23 protein-coding genes are annotated in these 18,803 nt (G+C 68.0%); 9 read left to right on the forward strand and 14 right to left on the reverse strand.

Going from position 1 to position 18,803, the window contains the following annotated elements; genetic code table 11:
* Positions 1-53: 53 nt before the first annotated feature.
* The gene (locus tag ACWGJP_RS02315) at positions 54-239 is read left to right on the forward strand and encodes a YegP family protein (RefSeq protein ID WP_452328135.1); all 186 of its coding nucleotides are present in this window, start codon (positions 54-56) and stop codon (positions 237-239) included.
* A 62-nt stretch (positions 240-301) separates the two neighbouring features.
* Here ACWGJP_RS02315 and ACWGJP_RS02320 read toward each other — a convergent pair whose 3' ends face one another.
* The 9 genes from ACWGJP_RS02320 to ACWGJP_RS02360 form a co-directional block, all read right to left on the reverse strand.
* A complete protein-coding gene (locus ACWGJP_RS02320; RefSeq protein WP_452328136.1) occupies positions 302-1,057 on the reverse strand; it encodes an amino acid ABC transporter ATP-binding protein in 756 nt (251 codons plus the stop codon).
* On the reverse strand, positions 1,054-1,851 hold the full coding sequence (locus tag ACWGJP_RS02325; RefSeq protein ID WP_452328137.1) for an amino acid ABC transporter permease: 798 nt from the start codon (positions 1,849-1,851) through the stop codon (positions 1,054-1,056). The genes ACWGJP_RS02320 and ACWGJP_RS02325 overlap by 4 nt, the downstream gene beginning before the upstream one ends.
* Positions 1,852-1,882: 31 nt before the next feature.
* On the reverse strand, positions 1,883-2,698 hold the full coding sequence (locus ACWGJP_RS02330; RefSeq protein ID WP_452328138.1) for a basic amino acid ABC transporter substrate-binding protein: 816 nt from the start codon (positions 2,696-2,698) through the stop codon (positions 1,883-1,885).
* A gap of 141 nt (positions 2,699-2,839) precedes the next feature.
* Entirely contained in the window at positions 2,840-3,142 is a 303-nt protein-coding gene (locus ACWGJP_RS02335) for a Dabb family protein (protein WP_452328139.1), read from the reverse strand.
* The gene (locus ACWGJP_RS02340) at positions 3,139-3,396 is read right to left on the reverse strand and encodes a glutaredoxin family protein (protein ID WP_452328140.1); all 258 of its coding nucleotides are present in this window, start codon (positions 3,394-3,396) and stop codon (positions 3,139-3,141) included. Before ACWGJP_RS02340 ends, ACWGJP_RS02335 begins: the two co-directional genes overlap by 4 nt.
* The gene (locus tag ACWGJP_RS02345) at positions 3,393-3,695 is read right to left on the reverse strand and encodes a rhodanese-like domain-containing protein (RefSeq protein ID WP_452328141.1); all 303 of its coding nucleotides are present in this window, start codon (positions 3,693-3,695) and stop codon (positions 3,393-3,395) included. The genes ACWGJP_RS02340 and ACWGJP_RS02345 overlap by 4 nt, the downstream gene beginning before the upstream one ends.
* An 85-nt stretch (positions 3,696-3,780) precedes the next feature.
* The gene (locus tag ACWGJP_RS02350) at positions 3,781-3,879 is read right to left on the reverse strand and encodes a 30S ribosomal protein bS22 (protein WP_003792170.1); all 99 of its coding nucleotides are present in this window, start codon (positions 3,877-3,879) and stop codon (positions 3,781-3,783) included.
* Between the two features lie 127 nt (positions 3,880-4,006).
* Entirely contained in the window at positions 4,007-4,198 is a 192-nt protein-coding gene (locus tag ACWGJP_RS02355; protein ID WP_309104883.1) for a helix-turn-helix domain-containing protein, read from the reverse strand.
* A gap of 96 nt (positions 4,199-4,294) precedes the next feature.
* Positions 4,295-5,215: a TetR/AcrR family transcriptional regulator gene (locus ACWGJP_RS02360; RefSeq protein WP_452328142.1), complete on the reverse strand. Its 921-nt coding sequence runs from the start codon at positions 5,213-5,215 to the stop codon at positions 4,295-4,297.
* A gap of 103 nt (positions 5,216-5,318) precedes the next feature.
* Between ACWGJP_RS02360 and ACWGJP_RS02365 the strand changes: the two genes are divergently transcribed.
* From ACWGJP_RS02365 to ACWGJP_RS02375, 3 genes are all read left to right on the forward strand, one after another.
* A complete protein-coding gene (locus tag ACWGJP_RS02365) occupies positions 5,319-6,212 on the forward strand; it encodes an ATP-binding cassette domain-containing protein (RefSeq protein WP_452328143.1) in 894 nt (297 codons plus the stop codon).
* A complete protein-coding gene (locus ACWGJP_RS02370; protein ID WP_452328144.1) occupies positions 6,209-7,018 on the forward strand; it encodes an ABC transporter permease in 810 nt (269 codons plus the stop codon). The genes ACWGJP_RS02365 and ACWGJP_RS02370 overlap by 4 nt, the downstream gene beginning before the upstream one ends.
* A 96-nt stretch (positions 7,019-7,114) precedes the next feature.
* Entirely contained in the window at positions 7,115-7,459 is a 345-nt protein-coding gene (locus tag ACWGJP_RS02375; protein WP_452328145.1) for a hypothetical protein, read from the forward strand.
* Positions 7,460-7,471: 12 nt separating this feature from the next.
* Here the strand turns inward: ACWGJP_RS02375 and ACWGJP_RS02380 are convergent, their stop codons facing one another.
* A complete protein-coding gene (locus tag ACWGJP_RS02380) occupies positions 7,472-7,882 on the reverse strand; it encodes an ArsR/SmtB family transcription factor (protein WP_452328146.1) in 411 nt (136 codons plus the stop codon).
* Positions 7,883-7,986: 104 nt separating this feature from the next.
* Between ACWGJP_RS02380 and ACWGJP_RS02385 the strand changes: the two genes are divergently transcribed.
* Both ACWGJP_RS02385 and ACWGJP_RS02390 read left to right on the forward strand, forming a co-directional pair.
* Positions 7,987-9,408 (forward strand): TrkH family potassium uptake protein, encoded by a 1,422-nt coding sequence (locus tag ACWGJP_RS02385; RefSeq protein WP_452329483.1) that lies wholly within the window; start codon positions 7,987-7,989, stop codon positions 9,406-9,408.
* Complete coding sequence (locus ACWGJP_RS02390) at positions 9,401-10,072, forward strand: potassium channel family protein (RefSeq protein ID WP_452328147.1); 672 nt, start codon at positions 9,401-9,403, stop codon at positions 10,070-10,072. Before ACWGJP_RS02385 ends, ACWGJP_RS02390 begins: the two co-directional genes overlap by 8 nt.
* A 34-nt stretch (positions 10,073-10,106) precedes the next feature.
* On the opposite strand, the gene proC is transcribed toward ACWGJP_RS02390, so the two are convergent.
* Entirely contained in the window at positions 10,107-10,946 is an 840-nt protein-coding gene (proC, locus tag ACWGJP_RS02395) for a pyrroline-5-carboxylate reductase (RefSeq protein ID WP_452328148.1), read from the reverse strand.
* 98 nt (positions 10,947-11,044) lie between these two features.
* Here proC and ACWGJP_RS02400 point away from each other — a divergent pair, with 98 nt between their 5' ends.
* Positions 11,045-12,016 carry a cation diffusion facilitator family transporter gene (locus ACWGJP_RS02400; RefSeq protein ID WP_452328149.1) on the forward strand — a complete coding sequence of 324 codons (972 nt, stop codon included), beginning with the start codon at positions 11,045-11,047 and terminating at the stop codon, positions 12,014-12,016.
* Between the two features lie 13 nt (positions 12,017-12,029).
* Here ACWGJP_RS02400 and tadA read toward each other — a convergent pair whose 3' ends face one another.
* Positions 12,030-12,485, reverse strand: coding sequence for a tRNA adenosine(34) deaminase TadA (gene tadA, locus ACWGJP_RS02405; RefSeq protein ID WP_452328150.1), 456 nt, complete (start codon positions 12,483-12,485; stop codon positions 12,030-12,032).
* Positions 12,486-12,539: 54 nt separating this feature from the next.
* Between tadA and upp the strand changes: the two genes are divergently transcribed.
* Complete coding sequence (upp, locus tag ACWGJP_RS02410; RefSeq protein ID WP_452328151.1) at positions 12,540-13,172, forward strand: uracil phosphoribosyltransferase; 633 nt, start codon at positions 12,540-12,542, stop codon at positions 13,170-13,172.
* A 43-nt stretch (positions 13,173-13,215) separates the two neighbouring features.
* Here the strand turns inward: upp and ACWGJP_RS02415 are convergent, their stop codons facing one another.
* Together ACWGJP_RS02415 and nadE are read right to left on the reverse strand one after the other, a co-directional pair.
* The gene (locus ACWGJP_RS02415; RefSeq protein ID WP_452328152.1) at positions 13,216-16,671 is read right to left on the reverse strand and encodes a TM0106 family RecB-like putative nuclease; all 3,456 of its coding nucleotides are present in this window, start codon (positions 16,669-16,671) and stop codon (positions 13,216-13,218) included.
* A gap of 117 nt (positions 16,672-16,788) precedes the next feature.
* Complete coding sequence (nadE, locus tag ACWGJP_RS02420) at positions 16,789-17,607, reverse strand: ammonia-dependent NAD(+) synthetase (protein WP_452328153.1); 819 nt, start codon at positions 17,605-17,607, stop codon at positions 16,789-16,791.
* 119 nt (positions 17,608-17,726) lie between these two features.
* Here nadE and ACWGJP_RS02425 point away from each other — a divergent pair, with 119 nt between their 5' ends.
* A complete protein-coding gene (locus ACWGJP_RS02425) occupies positions 17,727-18,680 on the forward strand; it encodes an aldo/keto reductase (protein ID WP_452328154.1) in 954 nt (317 codons plus the stop codon).
* Positions 18,681-18,803 lie beyond the last annotated feature (123 nt).

Consider the following 18,803-nt stretch of genomic DNA (forward strand, 5'->3'; position numbering starts at 1 on the left):
CGTGTCAGCGAGGGGCGACCGAGCCCCTCGCGCACCCCGAGAAAGGACGCCTCATGGCAGGCACGTTCGAGTTGTACACCGACAAGTCCGGCGAGTACCGGTTCCGCCTGAAGGCGGGCAACGGCGAGGTCATCGCACTCGCCAGCGAGGGCTACTCCTCGAAGGCGGGAGCACTGAACGGCATCGACTCGGTGCGGCGCAATGCCGCGGACGCCGAGGTCGTCGAGGTCGACGGCTGATCCGACCCTGAGCTGCGAGAAGGCACCCGTCCATCAGGGCGGGTGCCTTCTCGCTGTTCGGATCAGAGCACGCGAGACAGGAAGTCCTGCGTGCGCGGATGCTGCGGATTGGCGAGCACCTCGCGGGGGTCGCCCTGCTCGAGGATGTTGCCGCCATCCATGAAGATCAGGCGAGACCCGACCTCACGGGCGAAGCCCATCTCGTGCGTCACGACGAGCATGGTCATGCCCTCGTCCGCGAGGGAGCGCATCACCTGCAGCACCTCGCCGACGAGCTCAGGATCGAGCGCCGAGGTCGGCTCGTCGAAGAGCATCATGTCCGGATTCATGCACAGCGCCCTCGCGATGGCCACGCGCTGCTGCTGCCCGCCGGAGAGGCTGCCGGGGTATGCATCGACCTTCTCCGCCAGGCCGACGCGGGCGAGCATCTCCTTCGCGATCGTCTCGGCATCCGTCTTGGAGCGCTTGAGCACTCGGCGCTGCGCGAGCGTCAGGTTGCCGAGCACGCTGAGGTGCGGGAACAGATTGAAGCTCTGGAACACCATGCCGATGCGCGTGCGGACGCGATCGATGTCGACGTCCGGGTCGGTGATGTCGATGCCCTCGATGAAGATCGCCCCCGCCGTCGGCTGCTCGAGCAGGTTCACCGAGCGCAGCAGCGTCGACTTGCCCGACCCCGACGGGCCGATCACGCACACGACCTCCCCCGCCGTGACGGTGAGGTCGATGCCTTTGAGCACCTCGTTCTCGCCGTAGGTCTTGACGAGGCCGCGCACTTCGATCGCGGGAGCGTGGATGTCGATCAGGTCGGTGCTCATCGCTGGTTCGCCAATCGTCGCTCGAGCCACGCGGACAGGCGCGTGAGGGGGATCGTCACGATGAGGTACAGGAACGCCGCCATGATCAGCGGCGTGCCGTTGGCGTTCTGCGACATCGCGTCTCGCGCGAACGTCGTGAGCTCCTTCGACCAGATGAAGGCACCTGCGATGAAGAGCAGCGAGGTGTCCTTCAGCAGCAGGACGAACTCGTTCGTGAGCGGCGGGATGATGATCCGGAAGCCCTGAGGGATGACGATCCAGAACGTCGTCTTCATCGGAGACATGCCCAGCGACCGCGATGCCTCGCTCTGTCCCTTCGGCACGGCTTGCAGGCCCGCCCTGATGGTCTCCGCCATGTAGGCGGAGGCGACCAGGATGAGACCGATGAGCCCGAGGACGACGGGACCGCCGAGGTCCTGGGAGCGCACTCCCGCGGCGAGTGGCACGATGTTGGCGATCGCGAAGATCGTCAACAGCGCGGGCAGCCCCCGGAAGAGCTCGATCCAGACCGTCGCGATCCACCGGAACGGCCCGATCACGGACATCTTCATCAGCGCGAAGAGCACACCGAGTAGAAGCCCTCCGACGAAGGCCACCGCCGTGAACCACAGAGTGTTCACCAACCCGGTTGTGATGATGCCCGGGAGCATCTTCAGCGCGACCTCCGGGTTGAAGAACAGCGGCCCGAGCCGCGCCCAATCCGCCGTCGCGATCGCCCACACGACGAGCGCGACCAGCACGACGTAGACGGTGTACCGGTAGAGCTTCTGCTTCTGCGTGCGCCTCAACGCCATCGTCAAGGTCCTCCTGACCCTCGTCCTCGGATCAGTTCGCCGTGAAGTACGTGTCGTAGATCGTGTCGTACTCGCCGCTGTCACGCAGCTCCTGCAGCGCGCCATTCACGGCCTCGAGGAGCTCCGGCTTCTCGCCCTTGGCGAAGGCGAAGCCGTACTGCTCATCGGTGTTGTAGGTCTCGACGATCTCGTACGCGGAATCAGCCTTCTCGTGCTCGAGGTTCACCGGCTGGTCCTGCAGGATCGCATCGATCGTCCCTGCCTGGATGGCCGGCCACAGCTCGCCGTCCGAGGGGAACTGGAGGATCTGCGCGCCCGTGGCGTTCTCGTTGGCGTACGACTCTCCGGTGGTGCCCTGCTGGACACCGACGAGCTTGCCGTCGAGGTCGTCGATGGAGGCGATGCCCGAATCGGTGCGCACGAGCAGCGACTGCAGCGAGTCGTAGTACGGATCGGAGAAGTCGATGTTCGCCTGACGCTCCTCCGTGATCGTCATCGCGGAGGCCCCGATGTCGCAGGTTCCGGCAGCCAGCGTGGTGCCGGACTGCAGGGCGTCGAAGCCGACGTCCTGCACGGAGAGGGTCAGGTCGAGCTTGCCGGCGATCGCGTTCAGCAGATCGATGTCGAAGCCGGTGTACCCCGTGCCGTTGTCCCCGCCCTCGAACTCGAAGGGCGCGTAGGGGATGTCAGAGCAGACCGTGAGGACGCCGTCCTCCACGAGGCCGTAGTCGACGCCCGCAGCGGGTTCCTCCGATGGCGTGCTGCCTGCTCCGCTCGCGCATCCGGTGAGGACGAGGGCAGCGGTGGCCGCGAGCGCGGCGCCGGCGGCGAAGGTACGTCGAGACATGACGACTCCTGATGTCGAGGGCTGGTGGCCCGAGGACGGATAGGAGAACATCTAAACACGTCAGGGCGCCGGCGACGGCGCTTCCCGACCCCGCGAACGTTACGGTTGGGTTTCGGCGTATGTGGAACTCAGTTCCACATCTCAGACCTCGAAGTCGACCGCCACGCGTCCGCCGACGACGCTCTTGATGTATCCGGCCGCCTCGACATGCGCGGGATGCACCTGGTAGGCCTCGAGGGCGGCGGCATCCGCGAAGTCGGCGATGAGCGTGACATCCCAGTTCGCCTCGGGATACAGGGAGTTCGCACCGGCCGAGATCTCCAGGATCTCGGGGACCACGCCCTTCAGCGCGTTGAGGAGGCGGGCGACCTCCGCGGCCTGCGCGGCTCGCACGGATGCGTCCTCAGCGGCGAGCTTCCAGGTGACGACGTGACGCAGGGTCATGCTTTCTCCAGCCTCTCGCGCAGCCGATCGGCAGAGAGCCGCCAGTGCGCATGCAGTTCGTCGTCGATGAGGACGACGGGGATCTTCTCCCACCAGGTCGCGTAGAGCGCGGGGTCGTCCGCGATGGACTTCTCCACGACCTCGATCCGCGCGGCGGTCTCGTCGGGAAGCTCGGCGATCACCGCGTCCACGATCTCGTGCGCGACATCGCAGAGATGGCAGTCGGGTTTGCCGATGAGAGTGAGCGTGGTCACGCGGCAGGGTGCGCGACGTCGCGGCCCTGGGCGATCCACTCGCCCGTGCCGCCCTCGACGTTGGTCGCGTCGTATCCGCGCGCCTCGAGCGCCTCGACGACGCGGGCGGAGCGCCCGCCGGCCTGGCAGATCACGTCGAACGCCTCGCCCGGGAGCTCGTCGAGCCGGTTGCCGATCTCCGACATCGGGATGTTCACCGCGCCGGGGACATGCCCGTTCGCGAACTCGTCGCGTTCACGCACGTCGATCAGCGGCGTGGCGGATCGGGCTGCGAGCTCCTCGATCGTGATGGTCTTCATGTCTTCTCCTCTGCGTCGCGAGACACGAAGCGCCCCCAGTCGACCGCTCGAAGAGCTCGTCGGGGGCGCTCGGTGTCGCTGCCGCTTACTTCTTGTTGCGGCGCTGGTGGCGAGTCTTGCGAAGCAGCTTGCGGTGCTTCTTCTTCGCCATGCGCTTGCGGCGCTTCTTGATGACAGAACCCACGGAAACCTCACTACGTCAGGGGCTGGGCGTCGGCTGAGCCGGACACCCGGGTACGGGCACGGAAAAAATGCCTCGGATCAGTCTAGCAAACCGCGAGGCATGCTCTGGTCGCGAGAGCGGATCGGGGTCAGCCGACGTCGGCGATAGGGCGCTGCAGGGCGTCGGCGACCGCCGACTCCGGCACGCGATAGCTTCGACCGAAACGGATCGCGGGCAGCTCGCCGGCGTGCACGAGCCGGTAGACGGTCATCTTCGACACGCGCATGATCTCGGCGACCTCTGCGACCGTCAGGAACCGGACATCTGGAACCTCGGGCATCCCCTGTACCCCTTTCTGCTGAAGCACACTCTAGGGGCTCGATGTCACGGATGTAAACCCGTGTGACTGATGTTGTTGGTGAGGCCCATCGGGCCGTCACCCGCGGGCGAGCCGCTCGTGCGCATCCTTCAACGCCTGGCGCTCCGCCTTGCGCGCAGCCCGCAGCGCCTTCTCCGCTTCCCGCACCGCCTTCTGCGCCTCGCGATAGCGCTTGTCGCCGGCTAGCTCGGCATCGTCGATCCCGATCCAGTCGATGATCGCCGCCCGACCGCGCCCCTCCTCCAGGTCCGCGATGTACGCCTCGACGCCGTCGAGCGTGCGCTCCATGGTGAACCGGAACGGATCATCGTCGGCCGTGAAGACCCCGGCCTCGATCGCGGCGCGCAGATGCGGGAACTCGTCCGCCGTGATCACCCGGTCGAACAGAGCGGCCTCCTGCTCCGCCACCTCCTGCGCGGACAACCCCGTGGACCTGGACTGCTCGGAATACCCCGCGAGCACCATGCCGTACCACCGGGCATCTCCTGTCACCCCGAGGACGACGGCCAACCGCTCCATCGGCGACAGCGTCGTCCCGTCGAGCGCCTCCAATCCGGCGTCGATCCACGCGGAGCTGTTCGGCGTGATCGGCGACCCGGTGATCGGCAGCGACAGGATCCACGGATGCCGGAGATAGATGAGCACCTGCGCCTCGAAGAGCGCCCGCAGCCGGTCGCGCCACCCCTCATGTTCGCGGAACTCCTCCGGCGGCACGCCGGTCGCCTCCTCCTGCATGAGGAGGAGAAGGTCATCCTTCGCCGAGACGTATCGGTACAGCGACATCGGCGTGAATCCGAGCTTCGCCGCCACCGCGGCCATCGAGACCGCACCGATCCCCTCGGCGTCTGCCAGCTCGACGGCGGCCTCGACGATCTTCTCGACACTCATCTCGCGCTTGGGCCCGCGCTGCGGGTTGGCGGCGACACCCCAGGCGAGCGCGATGCCTCTGGGCAGTTCAGGCAGGTCGGCCTCGGTCATGGTGGCCATCCTACTTCTGTTTATTTGCTAAACAGTGTGTTACTGTCATACACAGTTGTTTCTCGCATACACAGTTTTTGACGTACACAGAAGGAGAGCTTCCATGACCGCAGTCATCCAGGTGCACGGGCTCCGCAAGCGGTTCGGCCCGCGCACCGTCATCGACGGCCTCGACTTCGAGGTGCAGCGCGGCGAGGTGTTCGCCCTGCTCGGGCCGAACGGCGCCGGCAAGACCACCACGATCAACATCCTGACCACGCTCATCCGCGCCGACGGCGGCGAGGTATCGGTCGCCGGCTTCGACCCGGCCGACGAGGCCGGTGAAGTACGCCGACGGATCAGCCTTACGGGCCAGGCAGCAGCCGTCGACGACGCCCTCTCCGGCACGGAGAACGTCGAGATGTTCGCCCGGCTGTCCGGCCTCGGCGGCAAGGCCGCCAAGCGGCGCGCCGCCGAGCTCATCGCGCACTTCGGGCTCACGGACGCCGCGTCCCGCCGTGTGCGCACCTACTCCGGCGGCATGCGTCGCCGCCTCGACCTGGCTCTCAGCTTCGTCATCACGCCGGAGATCCTCTTCCTCGATGAGCCGACGACCGGGCTCGACACCCGCAGCCGACGGGAGCTCTGGGACATCATCAGAGCACTGGCGGATGCCGGGACGACGGTCTTCCTCACCACGCAGTATCTCGAGGAGGCAGACCAGCTGGCCGATCGCATCGCCGTCCTGCACGACGGAGGCATCGCCGCGATCGGAACGGCGAGCGAGCTCAAGGCGCGCGTCGGCGGCGACACCGTCGAGGTGCACGACGGCGACGGGGAACTGCAGCGCAGCATTCCCACAGACGGCACCGTCGCCGACCTCCGCCGAGCCCTCGACGAGCTCGACGAGCAGGGCGCACATGGCGTCGTCTCGCTGCGCCGCCCCAGCCTGGACGACGTGTTCCTCGCCCTCACCTCCGACGATGCGCCGCATCCCCGACCCAAGGAGTTCGCATGACCACCGCACCCGTGTACTCCCCCACGGCTCCCGCCCTTCGCCCGCGCCTGCGCGGCGCGACCGCCGAGGCGGTCTTCGTCGGGCGGAGCCTTCGCCATTCCCTCCGCGACGGCGAATCGCTGCTCATGGCGATCCTGCTGCCCGTGATGCTGATGCTGATGTTCACCTGGGTCTTCGGGGGCGCGATCGACCCCTCAGGGGCCTACGTCGACTATGTCGTCCCCGGAATCATCCTCACCTGCGCCGGCTTCGGAGCGTCGTCGACGGCGGTCTACGTCGCCAACGACATGCGCACCGGCATCATCGACCGCTTCCGCACCATGCCCCTGCGCGCGAGCGCCGTGCTTACCGGGCACGTCGTCGCGAGCCTGCTGCGCAACCTCGTCGCCACGGGCCTCGTGATCGGGGTCGGCGTGCTGGTCGGATTCCGGCCGACGGCGACCTTCGGAGAATGGGTCGCCATGTCCGCGCTCATCGCGCTGTACATCCTCGCGATCACGTACCTCTTCGCGGCGATCGGACTTGCCGCCGGTTCACCAGAGGGCGCGAACGGCTACGGGTTCATCCTGCTCTTCCTGCCGTATCTCTCCAGCGCCTTCGTGCCTGTGCCGAGCATGCCCGACTGGCTGCAGCCGGTCGCGCAGCATCAGCCGATCACACCGATCGTCGAGACCATCCGCGGCCTGCTGATGGGCACGCCGCTGGAGGCGGAACCGTGGCGGGCGGTGGGCTGGTGCATCCTCATCCTGGCGATCGCCGTGGCGTGGGGTGCGTGGCTGTTCCAGCGCAAGTCCGGGAGGCGCTGAGACAGAGGGGATGCTGCCGCACCACGCCGCAGCATCCCCTGCCGGTGCATAGCCGACTCATGCATCGCGCATAGTCGCGCAGGCGACGGTGGATGCATGACAGACACGCAGAACACCCTCCCCGCTCCCCCACCGCAACCCGTGGCGGCCGCCGACACATCCTCGACCGGGCCCGCACCCGAAGCACCGAAGAAGCGACGCGGCGCCGTCATCGCGGCCGTCATCGCCGGCGCCGTGATCATCGCAGGCCTCGGCTTCGGCGGCGGCGTCGCGGTCGGCATGGCTGTGCCGCAGGGCCCGCAGAGCGGTCCGACGGGCCTCTTCCCCGAGGACGGCGAGCTCCCGGACGGAGGCCCCGGCCAGGGATCGGATCGTGGTATGCCTGGCTCGCCGGATCAGGGCACCGACGACCAGGGCACCGGGGAGGACTCCGGGTCCTGACGCTGGTGCCCGTCAGGCACCGAGGCGCTTCAGCGCCGTCGCGACGACGTGCTTCGCCGACGCGGCAGCGCGCCCGACCGCCTCGGCGGCGTGCGCCGCACCATCGGGCAGGGGAACGATCTCTGCGTCTGCGCCTTCTGCGCCGAACGCATCGACGAGGAAGGGCATCAGCCAGTCGTCGACGGTCTCCAGCGGTTCGACCGCGAGACTGTAGAACCGACGCTGGCCGTCCTCCCGTACCGTCACGAGGTCGGCTTCCCTGAGCACCTTGAGGTGCTTCGAGACGGTCGGCTGACTGATGCCGAGTTCGCTGACGATCTGAGTGACGCTCGTTCCGGCATCCCCTTCGCCGGCCCGTCGCAGCAGGAGCTGGAGGATGTCGCGCCTCGTGCCGTCTGCGATCACGTCGAAGATGTCGGTCATGTGATCAGGGTAGTCGTCCCGCGCGCGGAGTACCATGACGAAGGCTCGTCGATGCAGGTGCGTCGACGTCGGAGCCCGAGTCTGGAGGGGTGGCGATGTCTGGCATGGTGTCGGCCGTCTCACCCCGGCGTACGCTGCGAGGGATCTGGCAGTTCGGCAAGCACCTGGTGACCTCGTCGCCGTCGCGCTTCGCGATCGTCATCTTCGCCTCGCTGATCCTGGTGCTCACGGCACTCCTCTCGTTGCCGTTCGCCTCCGCGTCCGGAACGGTCACCCCTCTCGCCGACGCCCTCTTCACCGCCGTTTCCACGATCTGCGTGACGGGTCTGGCGACCGTCGACATGGCGAACCACTGGTCTCCGTTCGGTCACGTGCTGATCTTCCTCGGCGTGAACATCGGCGCGCTCGGCGTGCTGACGCTCGCCTCCCTGATGGGGATGCTCATCTCCAAGCGCCTCGGTCTGCGCGCCAAGCTCCTGGCCGCCGGCGACACGAATCCGCTGCGCGCGCACGGCGGCGTGGTCAACGAGAGCCAGACCGTGCGGCTGGGCGAAGTGGGTCAGCTCCTGACGACCGTCGCCGTCTCCGCGCTCATCATCGAGGGCGCCATCGCGGTGCTCCTCTATCCCGCGCTGGTGATGGCGGGCGTCGACCCGATCGCGGCGCTGTGGGAAGCGCCGTACTTCTCGGCGATGGCGTTCACCAACACCGGCTTCGCTCCGAACGACGGCGGCGTCGCGGTGTTCGCCGACGACTACCTCGTGCTGACGCTGCTGATGATCGGCGTGTTCCTCGGCAGCATCGGCTTCCCGGTGATCTACACGCTGGCCAAGCACGTCTGGCACGTCAAGAAGTGGTCGCTGCACACCAAGCTCACCCTCGTCACCACCGTCCTGCTGTTCTTCCTCGGCGCGATCGTCTTCGTCGTCCTGGAGTACAACAACCCGAAGACCTTCGGGTCGATGGATGCCTGGGACACCACCTTCCAGTCGCTGTTCCTCTCCGCGATGACGCGGTCGGGCGGCTTCAACACGATCGAGATGTCGGACCTGAACGGATCGTCCCTGCTCGCGGCGAGCATGCTCATGTTCGTCGGCGGCGGTTCGGCGTCCACGGCCGGCGGCATCAAGGTGACCACGCTCGCCGTCCTGGCGATCGCCGTCTGGTCTGAGGCGAAGGGACGCCAGTCGGTGGAGGCGTTCGGCCGCCGGATCCCCAGCGATGTCCAGCGCGTCGCACTGTCGGTGGTGGCGTGGGGCGCCACCATCGTCGCATTGTCGACGATCATCATCGCCCAGATCACCAAGGCAGACATCAGCCACGTCCTCTTCGACGTGATCTCCGCCTTCGCGACGGTCGGTCTGTCGTCCGGGCTCACCGCGGAGCTGCCGGACTCCGGCTCCTACGTCATGGCCGCCACCATCTTCATGGGGCGCGTTGGTACAGTGACTCTCGCCGCGGCCGTCGCCGCGACATCGCGAACGCAGTACTACTCACTGCCCGTGGAAAGGCCGATCGTTGGTTGAAGTCCTCCGGGGCGACGCCCCTGTCCTCGTGATCGGCCTCGGCCGGTTCGGAGCCGCGTGCGCGGGCGAGCTGGACCGCCTCGACCGCGAGGTCCTGGCGATCGACGACAATCTCGAGCTCGTCCAGAAGTGGTCCGATCGCGTCACGCACACCGTGCAGGCGGACGCCCGCAACATCGATGCGCTCAAGCAGATCGGTGCGGAGGACTTCCAGGTCGCCGTCGTCGCCGTCGGTTCGTCCATCGAAGCCTCGGTGCTCATCACCGCGAACCTCGTCGACCTCAAAGTCCCCCAGATCTGGGCCAAGGCGGTCTCGCAGTCGCACGGCAAGATCCTCGCGCGTGTGGGCGCCAATCACGTGATCTATCCGGAGCGGGAGGCCGGCGAACGCGTCGCGCACCTCGTGAGCGGCCGGATGCTCGACTTCATCCGCTTCGACGACGATTTCGTCCTCGCCAAGATGTACCCGCCGAAGTTCATCCGCGGGGTCGGCCTGAACCAGTCCGGGGTGCGCACGAAGTACAACGTGACGGTGGTCGGTGTGAAGAGCCCTGGCAAGCCGTTCCGCTACGCCGAGGCCGAGACCGTCGTCACCAACCACGACCTCATCATCGTCTCGGGCACGAACAGCGACATCGAGCGCTTCGCGAGCCTCGACCGCTGAGGGAAGCCGTCCGCGAGCTCGCCGCCGAGAGGCGTCAGGCTCCCGCGGCGAGCTCGCGGGAGCGGGCGAGCGCGGCATCGGTCGCCTCGGCGAACACGACGTCGAGACGAGCATCCTGGAGCACCGCGATGGCGCGCTCGGTGGTCCCCTTGGGACTCGTGACGCGTCGGCGCAGCTCGGCGGGGTCCTCGCCGGAGGCATCCAGCAGCGCGGCGGCCCCGATGAAGGTCTGCTCGGCCATCAGTCGGGCGTCGGCCTCCGCGAATCCCTTGCCGATCGCGGCCTTGGTCAGCTCCTCGATCAGCAGGAAGACGTAAGCGGGGCCAGAGCCCGAGATGGTGCCCAGCGCGTCGATCCGGCTCTCCGGCACCTCGACGACCGAGCCGACGAGCTCGAACAGGCGCCGCACGACGGCGACGTCCGACGTCGACGCCGCAGCGCCCGCCGCGAGCCCCGTGACGGCCTTGCCCACGGTCGCCGGAGTGTTGGGCATCGACCGGATCACGCTCACGTCCGCACCCAGCACGTCCGCGAAGGTGGCGAGTGTGACGCCCGCGGCGAGGCTTACGACGATGGTGTCCGGACGAAGGACGGGTGCGATCTCGCGGAGGAGGTCAGGCACCATCGCCGGTTTCACGCCGACGAGCACGATGCGGGCGGATGCCGCAGCATCGACGTTCCCCGCCGGATGCTCCTCCAGGGCGACCGCGGTGACGCCGCCGAGCGCGGCAAGACCCGCTGCCTTGGCCGCGCTGCGGTTGGTGGCGACGATGCCGCCGTCCACCGGGATCCCGGAGGCGACGACGCCCTGCAGGATCGCGCCGCCCATCGAACCGGCACCGAGGAAAGCGAGGGAGGGTAGAGCATCAGCCATGCGGCCATCCTATTCTTCAGGGTGCCACGGGCCGGGAGCCCTGCGGATCCGGGCCGGGCGTGCTGCGCATCCACAAGGCCCGGAACTAGACTCGGGACATGAGTGCATCCGGCGGCGGAAGAGCCATCCTCGCAGCGTTCCTGGCGAACATGGGCATCGCGATCGCGAAGTTCATCGCGTGGGCGCTCTCCGGATCCGCCTCGATGCTCGCAGAGGCCATCCACTCCGTCGCCGACTCGGGCAATCAGCTCCTGCTCATGCTGGGCGGCCGCAAGGCGAAGCGCTCCGCCGACCGCGCCCACCCCTTCGGCTACGGCAGGGAACGCTACGTCTACGCCTTCGTCGTCTCGATCATCCTCTTCTCGATCGGCGGAGTGTTCGCGATCTACGAGGGCATCGAGAAGCTGACCCATCCGCATGAGCTCGACGAGACGTGGTGGTGGCTGCCCATCGTGGTGCTGCTCATCGCGATCGGCCTGGAGTCCTTCTCGCTGCGCACCGCCGTGCACGAGAGCAACCTGGTGCGCGAGAAGGGTCAGTCCTGGTTCTCGTTCATCCGCCGCGCGAAGGCGCCGGAGCTTCCCGTCGTGCTGCTCGAGGACGTCGGAGCGCTGACCGGTCTGCTGTTCGCACTGCTGGGCGTCGGCCTCACCGTGATCACCGGCAACCCGGTGTTCGATGCACTCGGCACGCTCATGATCGGCCTCCTGCTCGTCGTCATCGCCATCGTTCTCGGCATCGAGACCAAGAGCCTGCTCGTCGGCGAGGGAGCGAATCAGACCGACCTCGATCTCATCGTCGACGCGATCGGCGCGGGCGACGAGGTCGAGAAGCTCATCCACATCAAGACCCTGTATCTGGGCCCTGACGAGCTGCTCGTCGCCGCGAAGGTCGCTCTCACCTCGGACAAGACGATCCGCGAGGCGGCCGACGACATCGACGACATCGAGAAGCGCATCAGGGATGCCGTCCCGATCGCCCGCGCGATCTACATCGAGCCGGACATCTACCGCCCGGCGATCGACCCCGAGCCTTCGACGGACGTCTTCGTGCTGAAGTCCTCCGACTGATCGGGATCGGCGATCATCGGCGCGCTTCGAAGAAGTCGCGCAGCAGCGCGGTCGTCTCATTCTCGGCGATGCCGCCGATGACCTCGGCGCGGTACGGCAGTCGGCGATCGCGCAGCAGATCGTACATCGATCCCGCAGCCCCCGCCTTCTCGTCCCAGGCGCCGAACACCACCCGCGAGATCCTCGACTGGAGGATCGCCCCCGCGCACATCACGCACGGTTCCAGCGTGACCACGAGCGTGTGGCCGTTCAGGTTCCAGGTTCCGTGCGACGCGGCGGCGGCGCGCAGCGCCACGACCTCGGCATGGCCGGTGGGGTCGCCGGTCTCCTCCCGGGTGTTGCGGCCTTCCCCGACGATCTCGCCTGTCGCATCGAGAACGACGGCTCCGACGGGAACCTCGCCGGCAGCGGCAGCCTCCCGCGCGAGTTCGACGGCCCGCCGCATCCCCCGCTCGTCCTGCTCGGTCATGCGTCGAGACTATCCCTGTCGTGCCGAGGGCACCCGGCGCATTACCCTTGATCCATGCGTGTTCACGTCGCCGATCACCCCCTCGTCACCCACAAGCTCTCGGTGCTGCGCGATGAGCGCACGCCGTCGCCGGTGTTCCGCCAGCTCACCGAGGAACTCGTCACCCTCCTCGCCTACGAGGCGACGAGGAACGTGCACGTCTCGCCCGTCGAGATCAAGACCCCGGTGACCACGACGACCGGTGTGAAGATCTCCGAGCCGCGACCGATCGTCGTGCCGATCCTTCGTGCGGGTCTCGGGATGCTCGAAGGCCTCGTCAAGCTCCTCCCGACCGCAGAGGTGGGCTTTCTCGGCATGGTCCGCGACGAGGAGACCTTCGAGCCGACCACCTACGCGGAGCGGTTGCCTGATGATCTGAGCGACCGACAGTGCTTCGCGATCGACCCGATGCTGGCGACCGGCGGTTCGCTCGCCGCGGCGATCCAGTTCCTCTTCGATCGCGGTGCGAAGGACGTCACGGCGATCTGCCTGCTCGGCACCCCGGAGGGAGTCGCCGCGATCGAGAAGCTCGTCGGCGACCGCGATGTGACGCTGGTGCTCGGCGCACTGGATGAGCGCCTGAACGAGAAGGGCTACATCGTGCCCGGCCTCGGCGACGCCGGCGACCGCCTATACGGAACCGTCTGACTCCGACTGCGGTCGACGCGGCAGCGGACCACCGGGCGGCGTGTCAGGCCACGCCGACGAGTCTGGCGAAGGCGCTCAACCGCGCCACGCCCTCCGGCGTGTGCGGCAGGTCGTCCAGCAGCGCGGGCGAGTGCACGAGATAGGCGGCGACCTGGGCCCGCGAGATCGCGACGTTAAGCCGGTTCTGCAGCAGGAGGAATTCCGGCCCGCGCGGGGCGTCCCGCCCGCTGGAGGCCGCGAGGGTGGTGATCGAGACCGCCGCCTCCTTGCCCTGGAAGTTGTCCACGGTCCCCACCGGCACGTCCGGGAGGCCGTCCGCGGCCAGGGCATCGTGCACGAGCTGACGCTGGGCGTTGTACGGCGCGACGACGATCACGTCGCTCTGCTCGAAGGGGCGTGACCGCCCGTCCATGTCGGTGAAGACGCGTCCGAGCAGATCTCGGACGATGCGCACCACCTCGACCGCCTCCTCGGGCGATTCCGTGGCGTTGCCGCGGTGCCGCATGGGCACGACATGCAGACCTGGCTCGACGCCCTCGATCCTGCGGCGCTCCGTCCCCGGCGCAGACGCGAGCCGGCCGGCGTAGGCGAGCTTCGAGACGGGAGCCGCGACGGCCGGGTGCATCCGCCAGCTCTGCGCGAGGAAGTAGCCGTACTCGGGCCTGATGACCGCGTCGCCGTTCATCACCCAGCCCAGCGCGGACGTGTCGACGGGTTCCGGGTGCGCTCCCTGACTGACCTGCGGCAGCTGCTGCGGGTCGCCGAGCAGCAGCAGACGCTTCGCCCCGGCCGCCACCGCGATCGTCGAGGCGAGCGAGAACTGACCTGCCTCGTCGATCACGAGCAGGTCGAGCTCATGCCTGCCGACGCGTCCCGTGTGACTGAAGTCCCACGCGGTGCCGCCGACGACGACACCCTGACCTGCGCGCTCGGCGAGGAACGCCGCCATTCCCGGCTTGGGTATCACCGTGTACGACGGATCGGCGCCGGGATCCTTCGGGGCCTTGGCGACCTGGCCCGGTGGGACCCCGTCGGCGACGACCCGCTCGAGGAGGGTCTCGATGATCGTGTGCGACTGGGCTACCACGCCGATGCGAAAGCCGTGCTCGAGGACGAGCCGGGCGATCACGCGCGACCCGGTGAAGGTCTTGCCCGTGCCCGGAGGACCTTGGACGGCGAGGTAGCTGTCGTCGAGGTCGAGGATTCCGCGCACGATCGCCTCGATCGCGTCGCCGTCATCGCCCGGTAGGGGCGCCCCTGATCGCGTGCGAGGGGGAACACGGCGCAGGATATCCGTCGCGGCGTCGGCGGGGAATCCCGGCGCGTCGGCGTGGACGGCATCCGCCCACTCGTCGATCGCACCCTGCAGCGAGACGACGCGAGGAGGAGACGGCGGCGTCAAGGCCAGCGGGAGCTCATCCCAGGTCTGCCCGTTGACGGAGGTCTCCTCCACGACGTAGGCGCCGTCGACGACCTCGATCACCGTGACGGTTCGCGGCGCGTGGATCGCCCTGGACGGCACGTCGACGTCGAAGGGGACCGGAACGGGGTACAACGCGAACGGCGTGGACCGCTCCCCCAGGGTCGTCCCCGGCGCCACTTCGCCGCGCAGCTCGATCTCCCTGGATGACACGCGTCGCCCCTCGGGGACGCCCCACTCGCGCCGAACGCGAGACAGCGACGGGTCCACTCGGACGACGTCCCTCGTCTGCTCCCACATCGAGACCGGCTCGCGCAGACGCTGGAAGTGGCCGACCCAGAAGCTCTTCGCCTCGCGGGGGAAGTAGTCGATCGCCGCCGCCGCGATCCGGTGCGTCTCACCGCTTCCGCCGAGCGCGACGTCGGAGACGGCATCCGCGAGCAGCGCCACCGATCTCGGCGACGGCTCGTACATGGCCTCGTCCGGCTCGTCGGAGGGCGCGGGCACCACGCCCTCCGCCCTGGCGATGTCGATGAGCCAGTTGCGCAACCGCCTGGTCGAGACGCAGTCGTAGCGGTTGTAATCCGCGAGGTCGGCGAGGAGCCGGTCGGCCTCCTCCATCTCTCCCGCCGCGGCGAACTCGCGCGCGGCGACGTACTGGACGATCGAGTCATCGCCCTTCTGCACATCCGCGGTGCGCACCTCGTCACCCATGTACAACGGCTCGAGCTTCTTGATCGAGTAGGAGTGCGAGCCCACGCGCACCGTGCGCAGCACGAGCGGATAGAGATCGACGAAAACGCCTTCGCGAAGGAGGCGGTCGACATCGCCCTCCCTGACACCGTGCCTCGCCGCCATCGCGACGAGGTGCGCGGTCTCATAGGGCGCGTAGTGGTAGATGTGCATGTCGGGATGCGCGGCCCTGCGCACGGCGACGAAATCCAGGAACCGCTCGAGGGCTGCGCGCTCCTCGGCGAAGGTGTGCGCCCAGAGCGCGCTGTACTGCTCCTCGTCGTCCACCCAGCCGAACAAGTAGTCGATGCCCCACGTCGGCGGCTGATCGCCCGCCGGCTCCGTGTAGAGGGGGTCGCCCTCGAAGTCGAAGTAGATGTCGCCGCGTGAGGGCCGCGGAAGCGAATGTATCGCCTGCGGATGGTAGACATCGACCGCAGGCACGTCCCCGTGGGTGGCGAGCTGCACCCTGGCCTGCGCGCGCAGCGCAGTGAAGGCGTCGAGGCTCATCCCTGCCGGAGGGGCCGCTGCGACGGCGAGATCGTCGATGCTCGCGATGCCCGCCGCACGCAGCCTCGCTCTCTGCACGGGCCGCATCCTGGCGACCATGAGGAGGTCGCGATGGGCCTCGACCTGCTCCGTGCAGGTCGCGCAGCGCCCGCAGGCGATCAGGTCGAGATCGCCCCGCCCGTCACCCCAGGCGAGCGGCTCACCCGCAGCACCGTCTTCGATCCGCCGATCCGCGATGAGCGACCGCAGGCGTGCTCGGCGGACCATGAACAGCGGGAGGAGATCGTCGACCGCATGCGTGCTGATGGATCCGTCGCCGAGGATGAGATCGACCTCGTCGGATCTCGGGATGCCGAGCGCGTCGAGCTGATCGACATATGCCGCGAGCTGCATGAGAGCCGTGACCTTGGCGCGCCTGGCCAGCTTCGAGTCCTGCACACGCCATCGGCCATCGTCATCGCGCAGCAGGAAATCGGCGAAACCGACGAACTCCCCGGTCGAGAACGCTGCCTGGAAGACGACACGGGCATCGGAGCGGAGCGCCGCTCCCGTCTCTTCTACGACGGCGGCGAGAGAGGAGGCATCGGCCGAGGATACTTTGGAGACCTCGTGCACACCGGAGCCGAACCTGTCGCGATACGACTGGAGGACGTTCTGCTCGTGGACGTCCCCGAGTTCGGCGGCCCGCCGCAGAGTCGCGTCCTCCGGCTCCTCGACGGCGGCAACCCGACCCAGCTTCGCGTCGATCGCTCTGCACCACGCGAACTCGCACTCGGCCGCGAGCTTGAGGTCGCTGGCGCTCCAGATGACTCGTCGGGCGTCGGTGTCGATCCTCATGCTTCGAGAGTAGTCAGAGGGTCCGACACGGCCCCTTCGACAGGCTCAGGGAGCGGGAGAGGAGCAGGCTCAGGGAGCGGGAGAGGAGCAGGCTCAAGGAGCGGGAGAGGAACAGGCTCAGCGCCACCACTCGTCGAACGGTGTGACGGGGAGGTGTCGCTTGTGCTGCGTGGCGAGGTACTTGGCCTCGATCCGCTCTGCGACATCGGGCGCCACATCACGGCCTTCGAGATAGTCGTCGATCTGCTCGTAGGTGATCCCCAGCTCGTCCTCGTCCGCGCGCCCCGGCTGGCCGTCGAGGAGGTCGGCGGTCGGAACCTTCAGCCAGAGCCGGTCCGGCGCATCGAGCATCCGCAGCAGGGCCTTGCCCTGCCGCTTGGTGAGCCCCGACAGCGGCAGGATGTCCGCCGCCCCGTCGCCGAACTTCGTGAAGAAGCCGGTCACCGCCTCCGCAGCGTGATCCGTTCCGATCACGAGCATCCCGTCGTGCCCGGCGAGCGCGTACTGCGTCACCGCACGGATGCGGGCCTTGATGTTGCCCCTGTTGAAGTCCGAGATATCGGCGCCCGCGGCCTGTTCGATGTCCTTCTCGACGCCGTCGACGCCGTGCTGGATGTTCACCTCGATCGACCGGTCGGCGCGGATGAACTCCAGCGCCGCCGCCGCGTCATCCGCATCGTGCTGCACCTTGTACGGCAGGCGCACGGCGATGAACGTCGCCTGACCGCCCTCGGCACGCACCTTCTCGGCAGCGAGCTGCGCGAGACGACCGGCCAACGTCGAGTCCTGCCCGCCCGAGATGCCGAGCACGAACCCGCGCGATCCGGTCTTGCGCAGGTAGTCCACGAGGAACTGCACCCGCCGATCGATCTCCGCCTGCGGGTCGATCTCGGGCTGCGCACCGAGCGTTTGGGCGATCTCCTGCTGAAGCGACACGGAATCCTCCACTCTCTTGCCTCCAGTATCGTGCTTCGACGTTACGACGCGATGACATCGGCGGAATACCGCGACCCCGCCGAGACTTCTTCCCTGAAGACGACGAAAGCGAGAACCAGATGACCCTCCTCGGCCGCAGCGACCTCGATGTGTTCCCCCTCGCCCTCGGCGGCAACGTGTTCGGCTGGACGGCCGACCGTGACGCCTCCTTCGGCATCCTGGACGCCTTCACCGCCGGCGGCGGCGATCTCATCGACACCGCCGACGCGTACAGCGCCTGGGTCCCCGGGAACTCCGGCGGCGAGAGCGAGACGATCATCGGAGAGTGGCTCGCTTCGCGCAAGCCGTCGGACATCGTCATCGCGACCAAGGTCAGCCAGCACCCGCAGTTCAAGGGCCTGTCCGCGAAGAACGTCCGGGCCGCAGCCGAAGCCTCGTTGAAGAGGCTCGGCGTGGAGAGCCTCGACCTCTATTACGCCCATTTCGATGATGCGGACACCCCCTTGGAGGAGACGGTGGCCGCGTTCGGGCAGCTCGTCGCCGACGGCCTGGTGCGTCACGTCGCCGTGTCCAACTACTCCGCCGAGCGCATCCGGTCATGGATCTCGATCGCGCAGCAGATCGGCGCGGCCGCCCCTGTCGCGATTCAGCCGCACTACAACCTCGTGCACCGCAACGATGTGGAGGAGAGCATCATCCCCCTCGCGGAGGAGTTCGGGCTCGGCCTGGTGCCGTACTACGCCCTGGCGAGCGGCTTCCTGACCGGCAAGTACCGCTCGACGGATGCCTCTGCCGTCGCCTCGGCCCGCGCGGGCGGAGCCGCCAAATACGCCACGGAGCACGGCCTGCGGATCATCGAGGAGCTCGACAGGATCGGCACGGCGCACAGCGCCTCCATCGCATCCATCGCCCTGGCCTGGCTGCGCGAGCAGCCGACGGTGATCGCCCCGATCGCCAGCGCCTCGCGTGCAGAGCAGGTGGAGGACCTTCTCGCCAGTGCACGCGTGCAGCTGAGCGCCGAGGAGGTCGCCGCCCTCAGCGCCGTGTCGGCGTGGACTCCGGCGAACGCCTGAGGCGACGCGACGGGGCCGACGGGTTCGCTTCGACAAGCTCAGCGAGCGGAAAGCAGATCCGACGGGGTTCGCTTCGACAAGCTCAGCGAGCGGAAAAGTCGGCTCAGTGGGCGGCAAACGGGC

The organism is Microbacterium sp. NPDC055903 (assembly GCF_053615555.1).